The organism is Actinomadura sp. NAK00032, from assembly GCF_013364275.1.
In the GTDB taxonomy this organism is placed as follows: domain Bacteria; phylum Actinomycetota; class Actinomycetes; order Streptosporangiales; family Streptosporangiaceae; genus Spirillospora.
The window spans coordinates 8,949,003-8,964,126 of sequence record NZ_CP054932.1; the positions used below are offsets into that span (position 1 = coordinate 8,949,003).

The following is a 15,124-nucleotide window of genomic DNA, read 5'->3' on the forward strand; positions in this document are numbered from 1 at the left end:
GGTGTGCAGCGTGATCAAGAAGTGACCTTCCGCGAGGCGACCGCGGCCGATCTCCCCCAGATCGTCCGGCTTCTCGCCGACGATCCCCTGGGATCGACCCGTGAAACACCGGGCGAGGAGATCCCGGAGGCCTACTTCACCGCCTTCGCCGCGATCGAGAAGGACCCCAACAACACGGTGCTCGTCGCGGAGGTGGCGGGCGAGCTCGCCGGCACCCTCCAGCTCACCTTCATCCCCGGCCTCACCTACACCGGCGGCGAGCGCGCCCAGATCGAGGGCGTCCGCATCGCCGCCGAGCAGCGCGGCCGCGGCGTCGGCCAGCTCATGATCGACTACGCCATCGACCGCGCCCGCGCCCGCGGCTGCCGCGTCGTCCAGCTCACCACCGACCGCCAGCGCCCCGACGCCATCCGCTTCTACCAGAAGATGGGCTTCCGCCCCTCCCACATGGGCATGAAGTACCACCTCACCTGACCCGCCCCCACTGGCCGCTCTAGGTGACCCGCTCGGCCACGTACAACGCCGGGGTGATGGTGCCGTCTGGGATGGTGACGGTGCGGACGTTCCCCTCCGGTGCGCGGACGCGCCACATCCCGCCGCCCATGTCGATGATCGTCGCCGCGATCCGGCCGCCCTGCTCCAGGAACCACACACGGTCAGGCCCCGGAACACCGGGGTTCACCCGCCGACCGGGGCCGTCTTCGCGTCATGCGACGTCGTTCGTCCCCCACTCGACCGCGCCCCGAGTTAGCGTGGAAGCCACTGCCTGTTGCCAGGCCGACGCGGGCAGCAAGTGGCAACGGGTCGACCCGGACGAAACGGGGCGATGCGATGACGTTCGGCGAGAAGGTCCGCACGCTGATGTCCGAGCGGGGTATCAGCCAACGCGCGCTGGCCCGGCTCGTCCCGTGCGATGACGGCTACCTGTCGAGGGTCGCCCGAGGCGAGCGGTCACCGTCGGCGGCGCCGGCTGAGCGGCTCGACGAGGTCCTCGACGCGGGCGGCGAACTGGCGGCGCTCCGACCGCCGTCGGCTCCACTGGCCGCCGCCGCGCCATTGGACGACGAGATCCAAGCGGTGGAACTGGTGCGCCGCGTCGCCGCGAGCGACGTTGGAGAGGACACCCTCGTCGCTCTCGAATCGGCTGTGGACGATCTCGCGTCCGCCTATCCGCGCACCGCGCCAGGCGAGTTGCGGGCACGCGTCGGGCGGTACCTCGGCCACGTTTCCGCGCTCATGGACGTCCGCATGACGCTCGCCGAGCGCCGCCGCCTGGTCGTCGTCGGCGCCTGGCTGTCGCTGCTCGCCGCGACGTGCGACATCGACCTAGGGCGGCGCCCTTCCGCCGCCGCCCGGCTCCGCACGGCCGCCCAGTTCGCCGAGCACGCCGACCACCGCGAGATCCTCGCGTGGACGCTGGAGACGCGCGCTTGGCAGCGGCTCACCGATGGCGACTACGCGGACGCGATCACCTTCGCCCGGGGGGCGCAGGAGGTCGCGCCGCGCGGCGGATCGGCATTCATCCAGGCCACCGCGCAGGAGGGAAGGGCGTGGGCTCGGCTGGGCGCCGCCACAGAGACGAGAAGTGCCCTTTCAAGCGTCGAGCGGCTCGTCGAGCCTCTCCCCATGCCCGAGCGTCCCGAGCACCATTTCCGGTACGACCCGGCCAAAAGCGATGCCTACACGGCGACCACGCTCGCATGGGTCGGTGACCCCGCGGCCGAGCTTTATGCAAGGGGTGTGCTGGCGCGCCTTGAGCGTCCGTCCACTGGACCGGCGCGTCCTCGCCGCGCGGCGTCGGCGCGGCTCGACCTCGCGCTCGCGCTGCTCGCCGCGGACCAGCCGGACGAGGCGGCGCACACGGCGTTGGAGGCGGTCACGAGCGGACGGTTGGTGCCGTCGAATTACTGGCGTGCAGCCGAAGTGATCGCTGCTGTGGAGGCCCGCGACGTCCCCGCGACCGAACTGAACGAGGCATACCGAGAACTATGCACGGCCACCGGACGCGGCAGCGAGGGGCCCACCGGCTGACCAGGCGGCGAGTGCCTACTCGCCTTGATCTGCGCGTACGTCCGTCCTCACATCGCGCGCATCGTGCGGTGCCTCTTGCCGGTCGCCGCCGACCACGGACACTTCTGCCCGGTGGCGGTCATGCTTTTCGGCGGGAGGTCAGGCGCCGGGGAGGGATAGGTGGCGGGGGTTGGCGACTGTGAGTTTGTCCACTACCGAGTCGCGTACCGCCTGGGTCACCTCGTCCATTCGGGTGTCTAGGGCGCCTTCGCGGATCGCCTTTGCCAGGTCTGTGTCTGTTTTGCAGTTGAGGTTGCGGAGGCGGGTTTTGTGAGCCTTCTTGTGGGCTTCGCCTAGGAGGAGTTCTCGGCGGGCTATGGCCAGGGCCGCGGCGGCTACTCGGGCGTGGAAGCGTAGGCGGTCGTCGGGCTGCTCTGCCTGGAGGAGGAACGTGCCTACTGCGTCGATCAGGGCTCGTGCGTCAGGGCGGTCGTGTGGAGGTGTGCTGGTCGGTTGGGCCGTTTCCAGGGGGTCTTGGACGGTTGTGGGTTCGGTCAGGCCCATGGCTAGGAGCAGGTCGTGTTCCTGCTCGCAGACCTTGCGGCCCAGGACGGCGTACTCGATGGACGGGTCTGAGCCCGTCAGGTAGCGCTCGGCCTGGTGGCGGCACAGGATCAGCCAGCGGAGGGTGCCGTAGACCTCCCACCAGTGGAGTTCCTCCGGGGTGGGCGGGGTGCCGCCGGCGGAGGCGTAGCCCTCCAGGAGGTCTTCGCGGGGGCCGAAGCCGCCCACGGGGTGCGGGGAGGCGAAGCGCCAGGCCTTCGTGCAGAGCCAGCCGAGGTCTTCGGCCGGGTCGCCGAGGTGGGTCAGTTCCCAGTCGAGGACGCCGCGGACGCCCGTCTCGTCGATCATCAGGTTGCCGTTGCGGAAGTCGCCGTGGACGACCGTGCGGGGGCCCGAGGCGGGCGGGCGGTTGTCGTCCAGCCAGCGGAGCGCCAGTTCGACGGCCGGGCGGGCCTCGAAGTTCGCGTAGTACTCGGTGAGGGCGTCGAGGGGGTCGAGGTCGGGGAGGTCCGGGACGGGCGCCATGGTGTGCAGGCGGGCCAGGATCGCGCCGAGGTCGCGGGCCAGGGTGGGGCGGACGGCGGCGAAGCGGTCGTCGCGCAGGAGGCGGCGGGGGATCGTCTCGCCGGGGAGGCGCTCCATGATCAGGAAGGGGGCGCCGGCCAGGTCGTCGCCGTGGTCGGCGAGGGCGGGGACGGGGACGCCGGCCGCGGCGGCGGAGGCGAGCAGGGCCGCCTCGCGGGCCATCGCGGTCGGGTCGGGGGAGCCGGGCGGGTCGCGGCGCAGGATCAGGGCGCGGCCGCCGGCGTCGAACGACCAGGTCTCGCGGCTGGCGCCGCCGGACAGGCGGCGCAGGCCGGTGATCTCCGCGTCGAGGCGGGCCGCGAGGGCGGCCGCCACGGGGGTCATGCGCGGGCCGCGCGCTGGGCGGCGGCGAGGTCGCGCAGCGGGTCGCTGCCCCGGGTGTCGGCGTACTCCTCGATGCGGGTGATCCGCCCGGACGACACCGTCGCGAACAGGCACGCGGCCATCTCGACCGGTGTGCCGTCGGGGAGGGCGCCGCGCAGGACGTGCCGCTGGACGTAGCCGTCCGGCAGGGGGTCGCGGCGGATCTCCTCGTAGCGGAAGTCCGCCAGGTTGCGCGACAGCCAGCGCAGCGTGCGGAGGTTGTCGTCGACGCTCTGCTCGGAGCCGCCGCCGGGGCCGGGTCCGTTGTGCCAGATCCGCGCGTCCGGCGCGTAGATCGCGCGGAGTGCGTCGACGTCTCCCGAGGTGATGGCGGTCATAAAGCGGTCGGCGAGTTCCACGGGTCTCCTTCGTCAGGACGGCAGGCCGAGGGCTCGGACGGTGAGGGTGTCCAGGGTGTCCAGGAGCCGATCGGTGCCCGGGGGGTCGTTGCCCTGGACGAGCGACAGGTACAGCGAGTGGTCCACCATCGCGGCGAGGGCGCGGGCGGCGGTCTCGGGGTCGAGGTCGGGCGGGACGAGCCCCTCGCGCTGCCATCGCGCGATCGCCCGCGCGGAGCGCTCGGCGGACGCGGCCCGGTGCTTGCGCCGCAGTTCCTGGAACTCGGCGTTGAACGTCGCGACCTGCTCGATGATCGCCATCATCTTCGCGTTGCGCAGGTACGCCTCGTAGTAGGCGCGGTTGGCGCGGCGGATGCGGGCGGCCGGGGACGGACCGGTCAGCGGGACGAGGGCGTGGTCGGTCATGTCGGCGAACAGCCGGTCGGCGACCTCCAGGAACACCGCTTCCTTGGACGGGAAGTAGGTGTAGAAGGACCCGTAGGCGACCCGGGCGTGCCGGGTGATGTGCGCGACGCGGGTCTCCAGGAAGCCGTGCTCCTCGAACACCTCGCGGGCGGCCGTGAGCAGGCGCTCCCTGGTCCGGGCGCCGCGCTCGGTGAGCGGCTGGCCGCCGGGTTCGTCGCCGCTCCGCATGACCGTGGTTCCTCTCTCCGGGGCCTTGACAACCCGATGCTCGCGGGAACAGTATCCGAGCATCGAGCAACTTGATATGACTGTCAAGTCAACTCCCTGGAGGCGCGATGGCGGGCCGGGCATGCTGATCAACGACATCGTCGAGTACGCGGCGCGCAAGCACCCCGAGCGCGCGGCGGTCCTGTTCGAGGACGAGTCCGTCACCTTCGCCGAGCTGCGCGACCGGGTGCGGCGCACCGCGAACGCCCTGCTGACGGTCGCCGAGCCGGGCGACCGGGTGGCCGTGCTGTCGGGGAACCGGCCGGAGTACTTCGAGCTGTACTACGGAGTCCCGGGTGCCGGGATGGCGCTGACCTTCCTCAACCACCGGCTGCACCCGTCCGAGATCGCGGGGCTCGTCGACCACGCGCAGGCGTCGGTGCTGATCGTGAGCAGCGAGTACGTCGAGGAGATGGACCGGCTCCGCGACGCGATGCCGTCGGTGAAGACCGTCCTGAACCTGGACGACGACTACCGCGACCTGGTCGAGAAGGCGCCCGCGACCGAGCCGCCGCGCCCCGACGAGGACTCCGTCGCCTGGCTCGTCTACACCAGCGGCACCACCGGCCGCCCCAAGGGCGTCATGCTCAGCCACCGCAACCTGGTCACCGGGGTGGTCGGCTCGGTGGCGCACTGGGAGATCCCGGACGCGACCCGGTTCCTGTTCTGCTTCCCGCTCTGCCACGTCGGCGGCTACACCGCCGTCGTCTACCACATGCGCGGCGCGACGGTCGGGATCGTCCGGTCCTACGACAACGACACGTTCCTGCGGCGGGTCGCCGAGTGGCGGATCACGCAGACCGGGCTGGCGCCGACGATGATCGCGTTCCTGCTGGCGCATCCCGGCATCGAGGACCGCGACCTCGGGACGCTGGAGACCATCGGGTACGGCGCGTCCGCGATCCCGGCCGAGGTGCTGCGCCGCGGGATGGACGTCCTCGGCTGCGACTTCTACCAGGGCATGGGGATGAGCGAGCTGGGCGGCAACATCCTGCACTTCGGGATCGCCGAGCACCGCCGCGCCGCCGCCGGGGAGACGCACCTGCTCGCCGCCGCCGGCCGCGTCATGGACCTCGCCGACGTCCGGATCGTGGACGAGGACTTCCGCGACGTCCCCGATGGGGAGCCCGGCGAGATGGTCGTGCGCTGCGACCAGGTGATGCGCGGCTACTGGCGCGAGCCGGAGCTGACCGCCGAGGCGTTCCGGGACGGCTGGTTCCGCACCGGCGACGTCGTCCGGCGGGACGCCGAGGGCATGGTCTACATCGTCGACCGGATCAAGGACATGATCATCACCGGCGGGGAGAACGTGGCGTCCCGCGAGGTCGAGCAGGTCCTCTACCGGCACCCGGCGATCGCGGACGCGGCCGTGTTCGGCGTCCCCGACCCGCGCTGGGGCGAGTCGGTCTGCGCCGCCGTCGTGGCGCGCGCGGAGATCGGGGCGGACGACGTCATCGCGTTCGCCCGCGAGCACCTCGGCGGCTACAAGGTCCCGCGCCGCGTCGAGTTCGTCCCCGAACTGCCCCGCAACGTCGCCGGCAAGGTCCTGAAACGCGAACTGCGCTCCCGATTCAAGGAGGTCCCGTGAACACCGAGTTCGAACTCGGCGGCATCAACCACCTGGCGCTGGTGTCGTCCGACATGAAACGCACCATCGACTTCTACTCCGGCGTCCTCGGAATGCCGCTCATCAAGACCCTCGACCTGCCCGCCGGAATGGGCCAGCACTTCTTCTTCGACTGCGGCGGCGGCGACTGCGTGGCGTTCTTCTGGTTCCCGGACGCGCCGGACGGCGTCCCCGGGATCTCCGCGCCCGCCGGACGCCCCGAGCAGGGCGAGCTGCTCAGCGCGGTCGGGTCGATGAACCACGTCGCGTTCCACGTCCCGCCGGAGAAGTTCGAGGAGTACCGCAAGCGGCTCAAGGAGAAGGGCGTCACGGTCAGCCCGATCCTGAACCACGACGACAGCCCGATGGGCGTCTCCCGCGACTTCGACGAGGGCGTGTTCGTCCGCTCCTTCTACTTCCAGGACCCCGACGGGATCCTCCTCGAATTCGCCTGCTGGACGCGCGAGTTCGACGACTCCGACGTCTCCCACGAGCCGAAGACCGCCGCCGACCGCACCGTTCCGAAGGACAAGCATGCCGCGACTGCGTGAGGTCCCCCGCGCCGAAGTCACCGACGAGCGCATCCTCTTCTTCTACGACCACCTGTTCGCGCCCGACCGCGACCCGGCCGTCGACCACGGCACCGCGACCGGCTCGCCCGGCGACTGGTGGACGGTGTTCGCCCAGTCCCCCGACGTGTTCCGGCACGCCGTCCGGGGCTTCGCGCTGTACCGCAACGCCGACCTCGACCCGGTGCTGCGGGAGCTGGGCCAGTGCCGGGCGGGCTGGGCGCGCGGCAGCCAGTTCGTGTTCTCGCAGCACTGCAAGCAGATGCGGGCGCTCGGCATGGCCGAGGAGAAGATCGAGTCCATCCCGCACTGGCAGACGGCCGACTGCTACTCGGCGCTGGAGCGGGCCGTCCTCGCCTACACCGACTGCCTCGTCCTGGACGGCGGCCGGACGCCCGACGCGGTCTTCGACATCCTCAAGGAGCACCTCTCCGACAAGGAGATCCTCCAGCTCACCTACATCACCTGCATGTACGAGATGCACGCGACGATGTCGCGCGCGCTGCGGCTGGAGTTCGACGACCGCCCCGAGCCGATCGTGGAGGTCGCGGCGCCCGAGGGCTACGGGAACCGCGACATCTCGGCCGACCTGACCGGGGCGGGCTGATGCTGTTCCCCGTGCCCGAGCGGGTCCGCGGCGTCCGGGACGCCGTGCACGCGTTCATGACCGAGCGCGTCGAACCGGCCGAACCCGCGCTGAACGGCGGCGACCGCGAGACGCTCCGCGAGCTGCGGGAGCAGGCGAAGGCCGAGGGCCTGTGGGCGCTCGGCCACCCCGCCGAGCTGGGCGGCGGCGGCCTGCCGTTCCTCGACTACGTCTACGTCAACGAGGTGCAGGGACGCAGCGAGTGGGGGCAGCTCGCCCTCGGCACGTTCACCCTCCAGGACTCGCTGATGCTGCACAAGTACGCGAGCCCCCGCTGGCGCGAGCGCTACCTGGCCCCGATGGTCGCGGGCGAGGTCTCGCCGAGCTTCGCGATGACCGAGCCGGACATCGCCAGCTCCGACCCGACGCAGCTCCGGACGAAGGCCGTGCTGGACGGCGACCACTGGGTCATCAGCGGCCGCAAGTGGTTCACGACGGGCGCCGCCGACGCCGCCTACACGACGGTCATGTGCCGCACCGAGCCCGAGGGGACGGCCCCGCACCGCTCCTTCAGCATGATCGTCGTGCCGACGGACACGCCGGGGTACCGGATCGTCCGGGAGACGCCCGTCCTCGGCATCAACGGCGGCCACTACGAGGTCGCCTACGACGACGTGCGCGTCCCGGCCGACAACCTCCTCGGCCCGCGCGGGCACGGCTTCGTCATCGCCCAGGACCGGCTCGGCCCCGGCCGCATCTTCCACTGCATGCGCTGGCTCGGGCAGGCACAGCGCGCGTTCGAGCTGATGTGCGCCCGCCTCGGGACCCGCGTGGCGTTCGGCGAGCCGCTGTCGGCGAAGCAGCTGATGCAGCAGCACGTCTTCGACTCCTACACCGAGATCCATGCCGCGCGGCTGCTCACCCTCCAGGCGGCCGAGCAGATCGACGCGGGCAGCCAGGCGCGGATCGAGATCGGCGCGATCAAGGTCGTCGGGGCGCGGATGCTGCACAACGTCATCGACCGCGCCGTCCAGGTGCACGGCGCCGCCGGGCTCACCGACGACACGCCGCTGTCCCGCATGTACCGGCACGCGCGGGAGGCCCGGATCTACGACGGGCCGGACGAGGTCCACATCCAGAGCACCGCACGCCGCATCCTGCGGGAGCTCGGTTGAGAAGCCTCACCCGCAGGTCGCTGCTCGGCGGGCTCGGCACGGCGGCCGTGCTCGGCACGCTCGGCACGTCCGGCACCGCGGCCGCCGCCGGCCGGCCGCGTCCGCGAAAGGGAAAGAAAATGAAGATCACCAAGCTGGCCGAGGGGCTGCTGTTCCCCGAGGGCCCGACCGTCCTGCCGAACGGGGACGTGCTCGTCGTCGAGCTGCACCGGGGCACGCTGACCCGCGTGAAGCCGGACGGCACCACGTCCGTCGCGGCGGAGACCGGCGGCGGCCCGAACGGGTCGGCGCTCGGCCCGGACGGGCGCGTCTACATCGCCAACTCCGGCGGCCTCAACCGCTTCGAGGTCGGCGGGTTCGTGTTCGCCGGCGGCATCCCCGCCGACTACAAGGGCGGCAGCATCCAGGCCGTCGACCTGTCGGACGGGTCCGTCGAGACCCTCTACAGCGACGGCCTCCGCGGCCCCAACGACCTCGTGGTGGACGCCCACGGCGGCATCTACTTCACCGACTACGGCAAGAGCGACGGCGTCACCGGTGACAAGGGCCGCCTCTTCTACGCCAAGGCGGACGGCTCGTCCATCGAGATGATCGCCGGAGGGATGGAAGGCCCGAACGGCATCGGCCTCTCTCCGGACGGCACGCGCCTGTACGTCAGCGAGACCTACACGGCGCGCGTCTGGTGGTGGGACGTCACCGGCCCCGGCCAGATCAAGGGCGGGAAGTCGCTCGGCGGCTCCGGCGGCGGGAACTTCCTCTACACGGCGGCCGACTACACCAACTTCGACTCGCTCGGCGTGGACGGCCACGGCAACGTGTGCGTCGCGTCCATGGTGCACGCGGGCATCTCGATCGTCAGCCCGAAGGGCGACCTGGTCCGCTTCGTCGACATCGACGTGGACGGCGACCCGGGCATCACCAACATCACCTGGGGCGGCGAGGACATGCGCACCGCCTACGTGACCGCCTCCAGCACCGGTCGGCTCCTCAAGATCGAGAACTGGCCGTTCCCCGGCCTCGTGCTCAACCACGCCACCTGACGGACGAGTCCCCGGCCTGCCGACGCCGAGGCGTCCCCGGCCCGGGGTGAGGGCGCGGCCGGCGCCCTCACCCTGGGCCCGACTGGCTCTATTCCCTCCAGTTCTCGCCGGGTTCCCGGCCGGGGACCGGCTTGCCGAGAAGGGTCAGGGGGACGAAGAAGCAGCTCCGGCCGATCGCCATGCAGAGCGTGTGGAGCGCCTTGTCGTCGTAGTGGCCGGACGCCTTGGCGTACAGCTCGTCGGAGACGCGCTCCCCGAACGGGTTCGGAGTGAGCATGGCGTCCACGAGCTCCAGTGCGACGCGCTCGGCGTCGGTGAACCACGGCGCGTCCTGCCATGTCGCCACGGCGGTGATGCGCTCCTCCGGCTCTCCGGCCTCGCGGAGCGTCGCGCTCTGCTGGACGACGTGGTAAGTGCTGCCGACGAGGTGCCCGAGGCGGAGCTGCACCAGGGTGATCGTGGTCTGCGGAATCGACCCGTTCTCCACGGCCTTGGACATGGCCACGGCGATCTCCGGCAGCTCGGGGACGAACCGGGCCGGGTTGGGCAGGCGCGACTGGGGACCGTCCTGCTCGGCCACGCTGGATGCGGACATGATGAGATCTTCCCCTTCCGGGATTGGCGGAGTCGCGGATCGGCTAGCCGAACTGGCCGGGCTGGTAGTCCCCGGCGGGCTGGCGGACGACCACGTTGAGGCGGTTGAAGGCGTTCATGACGGCGATGTGCGACAGCAGCGCCGCGAGCCGCTCGTCGTCGTAGTGCCGGGCGGCGTCGGCCCAGACCTCGTCGCTGACGCCTTCGGAGGAGTCGGCGATGCGGGTCGCCTGCTCGGCGAGTGCGAAGGCGGCGCGCTCGGCCTCGCTGTAGACCGTCGCCTCCCGCCAGGTCGCCACCAGGTTGATCCGGGTCCGGCTCACCCCGGCGTGCTCGGCCTCCTTGGTGTGCGCGTCGGCGCAGAAGCCGCAGCCGTTGATCTGGCTGACCCGGAGGGCGACCAGCTCCCGCGTCTCGGTGGGCAGGGCCGACTCGGTGGCGCGGCCCGCGGAAGTGATGAGCTTGCCGAACTTCATGCCGACGGCCGTCCCGTACAGGTTGAACCGGGCGTCCATGGTGATCTCCTATCGTGGGTGACTTGCCAGAGTGGGCTGGATGTGCCGTTCGGCGCGCTTGTCAGAGCCGGACCGCGCCGAGCTGCCACAGCAGCGTGTGGACATCGACGACCCCCCAGGTCTCGGCGACTCGGCCGGCTTCGAAGCGGAGGACGAAGATCTCGTTGTAGGCGACGGACGCACCGGTCGCCGGGACGCCCATGTAGGCCTCGCCGGTGTGGGTCCCGGTGACGGCCTGCCGGGAGACGATCTTGTCCCCCTCCGCGATCACGTCCTGGACCGCGATGTGCAGATCGGGGAACGCCCGGTGGAGCGCGGAGTACACCGCCTTGACGGCGTCCGCCCCGGTCTCCTTGATCGGCAGTGGGGTGCCCATCCGCACATCGGGCTCGAAGACCTCGCCGATGGCCTTCCACATGAGTTCCTGGTCGTGCGCGTTGCTTGCGTCGATGACGCTTTTGAACAACGCCTTATTGCGTTCTTCCTGATCTGGCGAATCGCGGTTCATACCCGGGTGACGAACGGACCGCCGCCGGGGGGACCGCCGAGGACCGGACTTTTTCGAGACGCCTCGCCAGGAAGCGCCGTTCCGGGGATGTGGCGGCCAGCCCGAGTGCCCGGCGGTAGGCCGACCGGGCCTCGTCGGCGCGGCCGAGGCGCCGCAGCAGTTCGGCGCGGGTCGAGTGGAAGTAGGGGTAGCCGTCCAGGTCGAGGCCGTCGACGGTGCGCAGCGCCGCGGCGGGGTCTCCGGCCTGCGCCACCGCCGCGGCGCGGTTGAGCTCGACCACCGGCGAGCCGGTCAGCTCGGCGAGCCGCCGGTACAGCCCGGCGATCTGCGGCCAGTCGATCCGCTCGCGGGCCTGCAGCGACGCGATCGCGGCCTGGACGACGTACACGCCGCGGCCGCCCAGCGCCATCGCCCGGTCGAGCGCCGAGCGTCCGGCCGCGAGCTGGTCCAGGTCCCACCGCGTCCGGTCCTGGTCGTCGAGGAGGACGAGATCCTCGCCGCGGAACCGCGCACGGCGCCGGGCGTGGTGGATCGACATCAGCGCCAGCAGGCCGTGCGCCTCCGGCTCGTCCGGCATGAGCTCGGTGAGCGCCCGGCCCAGGTGGACGGCCTCGCAGGCGAGGTCGACCCGGCCGCGGTAGCCCTCGTTGTAGATCAGGTAGACGACGGCCAGCACCGTGCCGAGGCGGTCCGGGAGCAGGTGCGGGGCCGGGACCGCGAACGGGATCCCGGCCTTCTTGATCTTGGCCTTGGCGCGGGACAGGCGGCGCTTCATGGTCTCCTCCGAGACCAGGAACGCCCGCGCGATCTCGTCGGTCCGCAACCCGCCGACGGCCCGCAGGGTCAGCGCCACCTGGCCGTCCGGCGGCAGCGCGGGATGGCAGCAGGTGAAGAGCAGTTCGAGCCGCTCGTCCGCGATCAGAGTCTCGCCGGGCTCGTCCATCGCGCCCTCCGGCGCCGCCAGGAGGTGCAACTTCCCGGCCAGGGTCCGCTCCCTGCGGATCCGATCGACCGCCCGGTTGCGGGCCGTCGCGACCAGCCACCCGCCCGGGTTGTCCGGCGTGCCCGCGACGGGCCAGCGCTCCGCGGCGATGGCGAAGGCCTCCTGCGCCGCGTCCTCGGCCCGGTCGAAGTCGCGCAGGAACCCGACCAGCGAGGCCACCACCCGGCCCCACTCGGCGCGGAAGACGTCATCGAGCACGGTCAGCATCGTGCCACCGGCCTGATCTCCACGGTGCCGCCGAGCCGGACGGCGGGGATCCGCACCGCCAGTTCCAGCGCCTCGTCCAGATCGGCCGCCTCGATCAGGCACAGGCCGCCGAGCACCTCCTTGGTGTCCGCGAAGGGCCCGTCGGTGATCAGCGTGCGGCCACCGGCCATCCGGACGCTCGTCGCCGTCTCGGCCGGCTCCAAGCCCGCACCGCCGATGTAGTGCGGGTCATCGGCCAGGGCGGAATACTCGGCGCCGATCTCGTCAAGGTCCGCGTCCCGCGACGCCTCCTCCGGCCCGTCGCCGGCATAGATCAGCAGGGCGTACTGCATCGCGAACCTCCATGGCGACGGGTCATCCCGGCCGCTTCGTGCATGGTCCTTGTCATCCCCATGGCCTGATGACCAAGCGGCGGAGCCGAGTGTGACGCGCGCCGCCCGGCTCCCCCGACGGGTCACACATCGCGGGTTCGCACGGTCAGGGGGGTGCGGAGGCCGGCCGGCCCGCTGACCGACAGGCACCGTCAGGGGAAGAAGGATGACACTCACAGAACTGGACAAAGAAGAGGGACCTCGGAGCGCGTCTCCAGAGGGGGTCTTCGCCCGCGTCGCGGGTTTCGCTCACCGCCATCGCTGGCTGGCTCTGCTCCTGTGGACCGCCGTGCTCGCCGGCGTCTGGGCGGGCGCCAGTGTCATGGGCGACGACTACCGAAACGACAACTCGCTGCCCGGCACCGAATCGCAGGCCGCGGCCGATCTGCTGGCCCGGCACGGCGCCGCACGCACCGGGGACACCTTGCAGGTCGTCCTGGCCGGCGACGGCGGGCTGCGCGCACCCGGCGTCCAGCAGCGCGTCGAGAGCATGCTCGACGGCGTCGCGGGGCTGCCGCATGTCGCCGAGGTGCACAGCCCGTACCAGGCCGGGGACGCCGTCTTCTCCACCGACGGCACCATCGGCTACGCCACCATCGTCCTGGACATCCCCTCGACGGAGATGACCAAGGCGGAGGTGGAGCCCATCCACGCGGCGACGCGGCGGGCCGCCGGCGACGGGCTGCGCGTCGAGCTCGGCGGGGACGCCGCCCGGCTGCTGGGAGCGGGGGAGACCAGCGCGGCCGAGGGGATCGGGATCCTGGTCGCGCTGGTCGTCCTGGTGTTCATGTTCGGCACGGTGATCGCGGCCGGGCTGCCCATCATGGTCGCCCTGTTCGCGGTCGGGTCCACGCTCGGCGCCATCGTGCTCGCCTCCCAGGTCTTCACCATCGCCGACTGGGTACCGCCGGTGATGATCCTCGTCGGCCTGGGCGTCGGCATCGACTACGCGCTGCTGGTCTTCGCCCGCTACCGCTACGAACTGGTACGCGGCATGGACACCGAGCAGGCGACGAAGAAGGCGCTGGACGTCGCCGGGCGTTCGGTGTTCGTCGCCGGCAGCACCGTCATCGTGGCGCTGCTCGGCCTGGTCGCGCTGGGACTCGGCGCGCTGCGGGGCATGGCCCTGTGCGTGGCGCTGACCGTGCTCGTCACCATGATCGCCTCCCTCACCCTGCTGCCCGCGCTGCTCGGCGTCTTCGGCCGCCGCTTCGCCCGCATCTTCACCGCCCGCGCCGAGAAGCGCGCGGCGAAGGGCAGGCCGGAGGAGGGCGCGGCCTGGCGCAGGCTCGCCGCCGGGGTGCAGCGTCGGCCGCTCGCCGCGATGGTGGCGGCCGCGGTGCTGCTCGGCGCGCTCAGCGTGCCGGCCCTGGGCATGCGGCTGGGGTTCGGCGACGCGGGCAGCGACGCCTCCGGCAGCACCAGCCGGGAGGCCTACGACCTGCTGACAAAGGGGTTCGGTCCCGGGTTCAACGGCCCGCTGATCGTGGTGACCGACGGCGGCGCGGCCGCCGCGGCCGCCGCCGCTCCGGCGCTGTCCAGCGCGTCCGGCGTCGCGGCGGTGGCGGATCCGGTGCCCACCCCGGACGGGACGGCCGCGACGACGCTGGTGTTCCCGGACTCCGCTCCGTCGGACGGGGAGACCGCCGACCTCGTCTCGGCGATCCGGGACGACGTGCTGCCGGAGGTGTCGGCGCGGACCGGTGCCGAGTACCTGGTCGGTGGGCCCACGGCCGCCGCGGACGACTACGCGGCCAAGGTCTCCGACCGGATGGTGCCGTTCATCGTCATCGTCGTCGGTCTTTCGCTGCTGCTGCTGGCCGCCGTGTTCCGCTCGCTGCTGATCCCGCTGAAGGCGGCACTGCTCAACCTGCTCAGCATCGGCGCGGCGCTCGGCGCGATGACACTGGTGTTCCAGGAGGGCCTCTTCGGCGTCGAGAAGGGCCCGATCGAGGCATGGATGCCGGTGATGATCTTCGCGTTGGTCTTCGGCCTCTCCATGGACTACGAGGTCTTCCTGGTCTCCCGGATCCGCGAGGAGTGGCTCCGCACCGGCGACCCTGTACTGGCGGTGCGCGAAGGACTGGCGCACACCGGCTCGCTGATCACCGCGGCCGCAGCCATCATGATCGCGGTGTTCGGCTCGTTCGTGCTCAGTGAGGAGCGCATTCTCCAGCAGGCCGGATTCGGCATGGCGGTGGCGATACTCGTGGACGCGGTCATCATCCGCTGCCTGATCGTGCCGGCGGCGATGCAGCTGATGGGCCGCCGCGCCTGGTGGCTGCCCGCTCCGCTGGAACGCCTCCTGCCGCAGGTCCGGGCATAACCGCACGATGTTCTGGTTCCTTCCCGGGCCTGCCCGGCCCGGGAAGGAACCCGGCAGCGACCGGGCTCCTC

The 15,124-nt window shown here is 71.6% G+C and carries 17 protein-coding genes; 8 read left to right on the forward strand and 9 right to left on the reverse strand.

The window, feature by feature from the left end; all coding sequences use genetic code 11:
* Window positions 1–3: 3 nt before the first annotated feature.
* Complete coding sequence (locus HUT06_RS41240) at window positions 4–474, forward strand: N-acetyltransferase family protein (protein ID WP_368407012.1); 471 nt, start codon at window positions 4–6, stop codon at window positions 472–474.
* Window positions 475–493: 19 nt separating this feature from the next.
* Here the strand turns inward: HUT06_RS41240 and HUT06_RS41245 are convergent, their stop codons facing one another.
* Complete coding sequence (locus HUT06_RS41245) at window positions 494–652, reverse strand: hypothetical protein (RefSeq protein ID WP_176200654.1); 159 nt, start codon at window positions 650–652, stop codon at window positions 494–496.
* Between the two features lie 179 nt (window positions 653–831).
* On the opposite strand from HUT06_RS41245, the gene HUT06_RS41250 reads away from it, so the two are divergent.
* Complete coding sequence (locus HUT06_RS41250; RefSeq protein WP_176200655.1) at window positions 832–2,031, forward strand: helix-turn-helix domain-containing protein; 1,200 nt, start codon at window positions 832–834, stop codon at window positions 2,029–2,031.
* Window positions 2,032–2,169: 138 nt separating this feature from the next.
* On the opposite strand, the gene HUT06_RS41255 is transcribed toward HUT06_RS41250, so the two are convergent.
* Genes HUT06_RS41255 through HUT06_RS41265 form a run of 3 tightly spaced genes read right to left on the reverse strand, consistent with a single transcriptional unit; the run spans window position 2,170 to window position 4,514 of the window.
* The gene (locus HUT06_RS41255; RefSeq protein ID WP_176200656.1) at window positions 2,170–3,483 is read right to left on the reverse strand and encodes a phosphotransferase; all 1,314 of its coding nucleotides are present in this window, start codon (window positions 3,481–3,483) and stop codon (window positions 2,170–2,172) included.
* Complete coding sequence (locus tag HUT06_RS41260; protein WP_217711646.1) at window positions 3,480–3,881, reverse strand: nuclear transport factor 2 family protein; 402 nt, start codon at window positions 3,879–3,881, stop codon at window positions 3,480–3,482. Before HUT06_RS41260 ends, HUT06_RS41255 begins: the two co-directional genes overlap by 4 nt.
* Window positions 3,882–3,893: 12 nt before the next feature.
* Window positions 3,894–4,514 (reverse strand): TetR/AcrR family transcriptional regulator, encoded by a 621-nt coding sequence (locus tag HUT06_RS41265; RefSeq protein ID WP_176200657.1) that lies wholly within the window; start codon window positions 4,512–4,514, stop codon window positions 3,894–3,896.
* A 121-nt stretch (window positions 4,515–4,635) separates the two neighbouring features.
* Between HUT06_RS41265 and HUT06_RS41270 the strand changes: the two genes are divergently transcribed.
* From HUT06_RS41270 to HUT06_RS41290, 5 genes are read left to right on the forward strand one after another with little or no spacing between them, the layout of a single operon-like run.
* Complete coding sequence (locus HUT06_RS41270) at window positions 4,636–6,141, forward strand: class I adenylate-forming enzyme family protein (protein WP_176200658.1); 1,506 nt, start codon at window positions 4,636–4,638, stop codon at window positions 6,139–6,141.
* Window positions 6,138–6,710, forward strand: coding sequence for a VOC family protein (locus HUT06_RS41275; protein ID WP_176200659.1), 573 nt, complete (start codon window positions 6,138–6,140; stop codon window positions 6,708–6,710). Before HUT06_RS41270 ends, HUT06_RS41275 begins: the two co-directional genes overlap by 4 nt.
* On the forward strand, window positions 6,694–7,335 hold the full coding sequence (locus HUT06_RS41280; RefSeq protein WP_176200660.1) for a carboxymuconolactone decarboxylase family protein: 642 nt from the start codon (window positions 6,694–6,696) through the stop codon (window positions 7,333–7,335). Before HUT06_RS41275 ends, HUT06_RS41280 begins: the two co-directional genes overlap by 17 nt.
* A complete protein-coding gene (locus tag HUT06_RS41285; protein WP_176200661.1) occupies window positions 7,335–8,489 on the forward strand; it encodes an acyl-CoA dehydrogenase family protein in 1,155 nt (384 codons plus the stop codon). The genes HUT06_RS41280 and HUT06_RS41285 overlap by 1 nt, the downstream gene beginning before the upstream one ends.
* Window positions 8,486–9,529, forward strand: a complete 1,044-nt coding sequence (locus tag HUT06_RS41290) for an SMP-30/gluconolactonase/LRE family protein (RefSeq protein WP_217711647.1) — start codon at window positions 8,486–8,488, stop codon at window positions 9,527–9,529. Before HUT06_RS41285 ends, HUT06_RS41290 begins: the two co-directional genes overlap by 4 nt.
* Before the next feature lie 88 nt (window positions 9,530–9,617).
* Here HUT06_RS41290 and HUT06_RS41295 read toward each other — a convergent pair whose 3' ends face one another.
* From HUT06_RS41295 to HUT06_RS41315, 5 genes are all read right to left on the reverse strand, one after another.
* On the reverse strand, window positions 9,618–10,124 hold the full coding sequence (locus tag HUT06_RS41295) for a carboxymuconolactone decarboxylase family protein (RefSeq protein WP_176200662.1): 507 nt from the start codon (window positions 10,122–10,124) through the stop codon (window positions 9,618–9,620).
* Between the two features lie 43 nt (window positions 10,125–10,167).
* On the reverse strand, window positions 10,168–10,638 hold the full coding sequence (locus HUT06_RS41300) for a carboxymuconolactone decarboxylase family protein (protein ID WP_176200663.1): 471 nt from the start codon (window positions 10,636–10,638) through the stop codon (window positions 10,168–10,170).
* Between the two features lie 61 nt (window positions 10,639–10,699).
* Window positions 10,700–11,104, reverse strand: a complete 405-nt coding sequence (locus HUT06_RS41305) for an ester cyclase (RefSeq protein WP_217711648.1) — start codon at window positions 11,102–11,104, stop codon at window positions 10,700–10,702.
* Between the two features lie 4 nt (window positions 11,105–11,108).
* The gene (locus tag HUT06_RS41310; protein WP_254715660.1) at window positions 11,109–12,347 is read right to left on the reverse strand and encodes an RNA polymerase sigma factor; all 1,239 of its coding nucleotides are present in this window, start codon (window positions 12,345–12,347) and stop codon (window positions 11,109–11,111) included.
* A gap of 2 nt (window positions 12,348–12,349) precedes the next feature.
* A complete protein-coding gene (locus tag HUT06_RS41315) occupies window positions 12,350–12,688 on the reverse strand; it encodes a YciI family protein (RefSeq protein ID WP_176200666.1) in 339 nt (112 codons plus the stop codon).
* A gap of 205 nt (window positions 12,689–12,893) precedes the next feature.
* Here HUT06_RS41315 and HUT06_RS41320 point away from each other — a divergent pair, with 205 nt between their 5' ends.
* Window positions 12,894–15,053 (forward strand): MMPL family transporter, encoded by a 2,160-nt coding sequence (locus HUT06_RS41320; RefSeq protein WP_176200667.1) that lies wholly within the window; start codon window positions 12,894–12,896, stop codon window positions 15,051–15,053.
* Window positions 15,054–15,124: the final 71 nt, after the last annotated feature.

Bases quoted from the DNA above. Each gene is read 5' to 3' on its own strand.
- HUT06_RS41295 (WP_176200662.1), bottom strand. From the start codon at position 10,124: ATGTCCGCATCCAGCGTGGCCGAGCAGGACGGTCCCCAGTCGCGCCTG.
- HUT06_RS41315 (WP_176200666.1), bottom strand. From the start codon at position 12,688: ATGCAGTACGCCCTGCTGATCTATGCCGGCGACGGGCCGGAGGAGGCG.
- HUT06_RS41250 (WP_176200655.1), top strand. From the start codon at position 832: ATGACGTTCGGCGAGAAGGTCCGCACGCTGATGTCCGAGCGGGGTATC.
- HUT06_RS41320 (WP_176200667.1), top strand. From the start codon at position 12,894: ATGACACTCACAGAACTGGACAAAGAAGAGGGACCTCGGAGCGCGTCT.
- HUT06_RS41300 (WP_176200663.1), bottom strand. From the start codon at position 10,638: ATGGACGCCCGGTTCAACCTGTACGGGACGGCCGTCGGCATGAAGTTC.
- HUT06_RS41285 (WP_176200661.1), top strand. From the start codon at position 7,335: ATGCTGTTCCCCGTGCCCGAGCGGGTCCGCGGCGTCCGGGACGCCGTG.
- HUT06_RS41270 (WP_176200658.1), top strand. From the start codon at position 4,636: ATGCTGATCAACGACATCGTCGAGTACGCGGCGCGCAAGCACCCCGAG.
- HUT06_RS41255 (WP_176200656.1), bottom strand. From the start codon at position 3,483: ATGACCCCCGTGGCGGCCGCCCTCGCGGCCCGCCTCGACGCGGAGATC.
- HUT06_RS41265 (WP_176200657.1), bottom strand. From the start codon at position 4,514: ATGCGGAGCGGCGACGAACCCGGCGGCCAGCCGCTCACCGAGCGCGGC.
- HUT06_RS41280 (WP_176200660.1), top strand. From the start codon at position 6,694: ATGCCGCGACTGCGTGAGGTCCCCCGCGCCGAAGTCACCGACGAGCGC.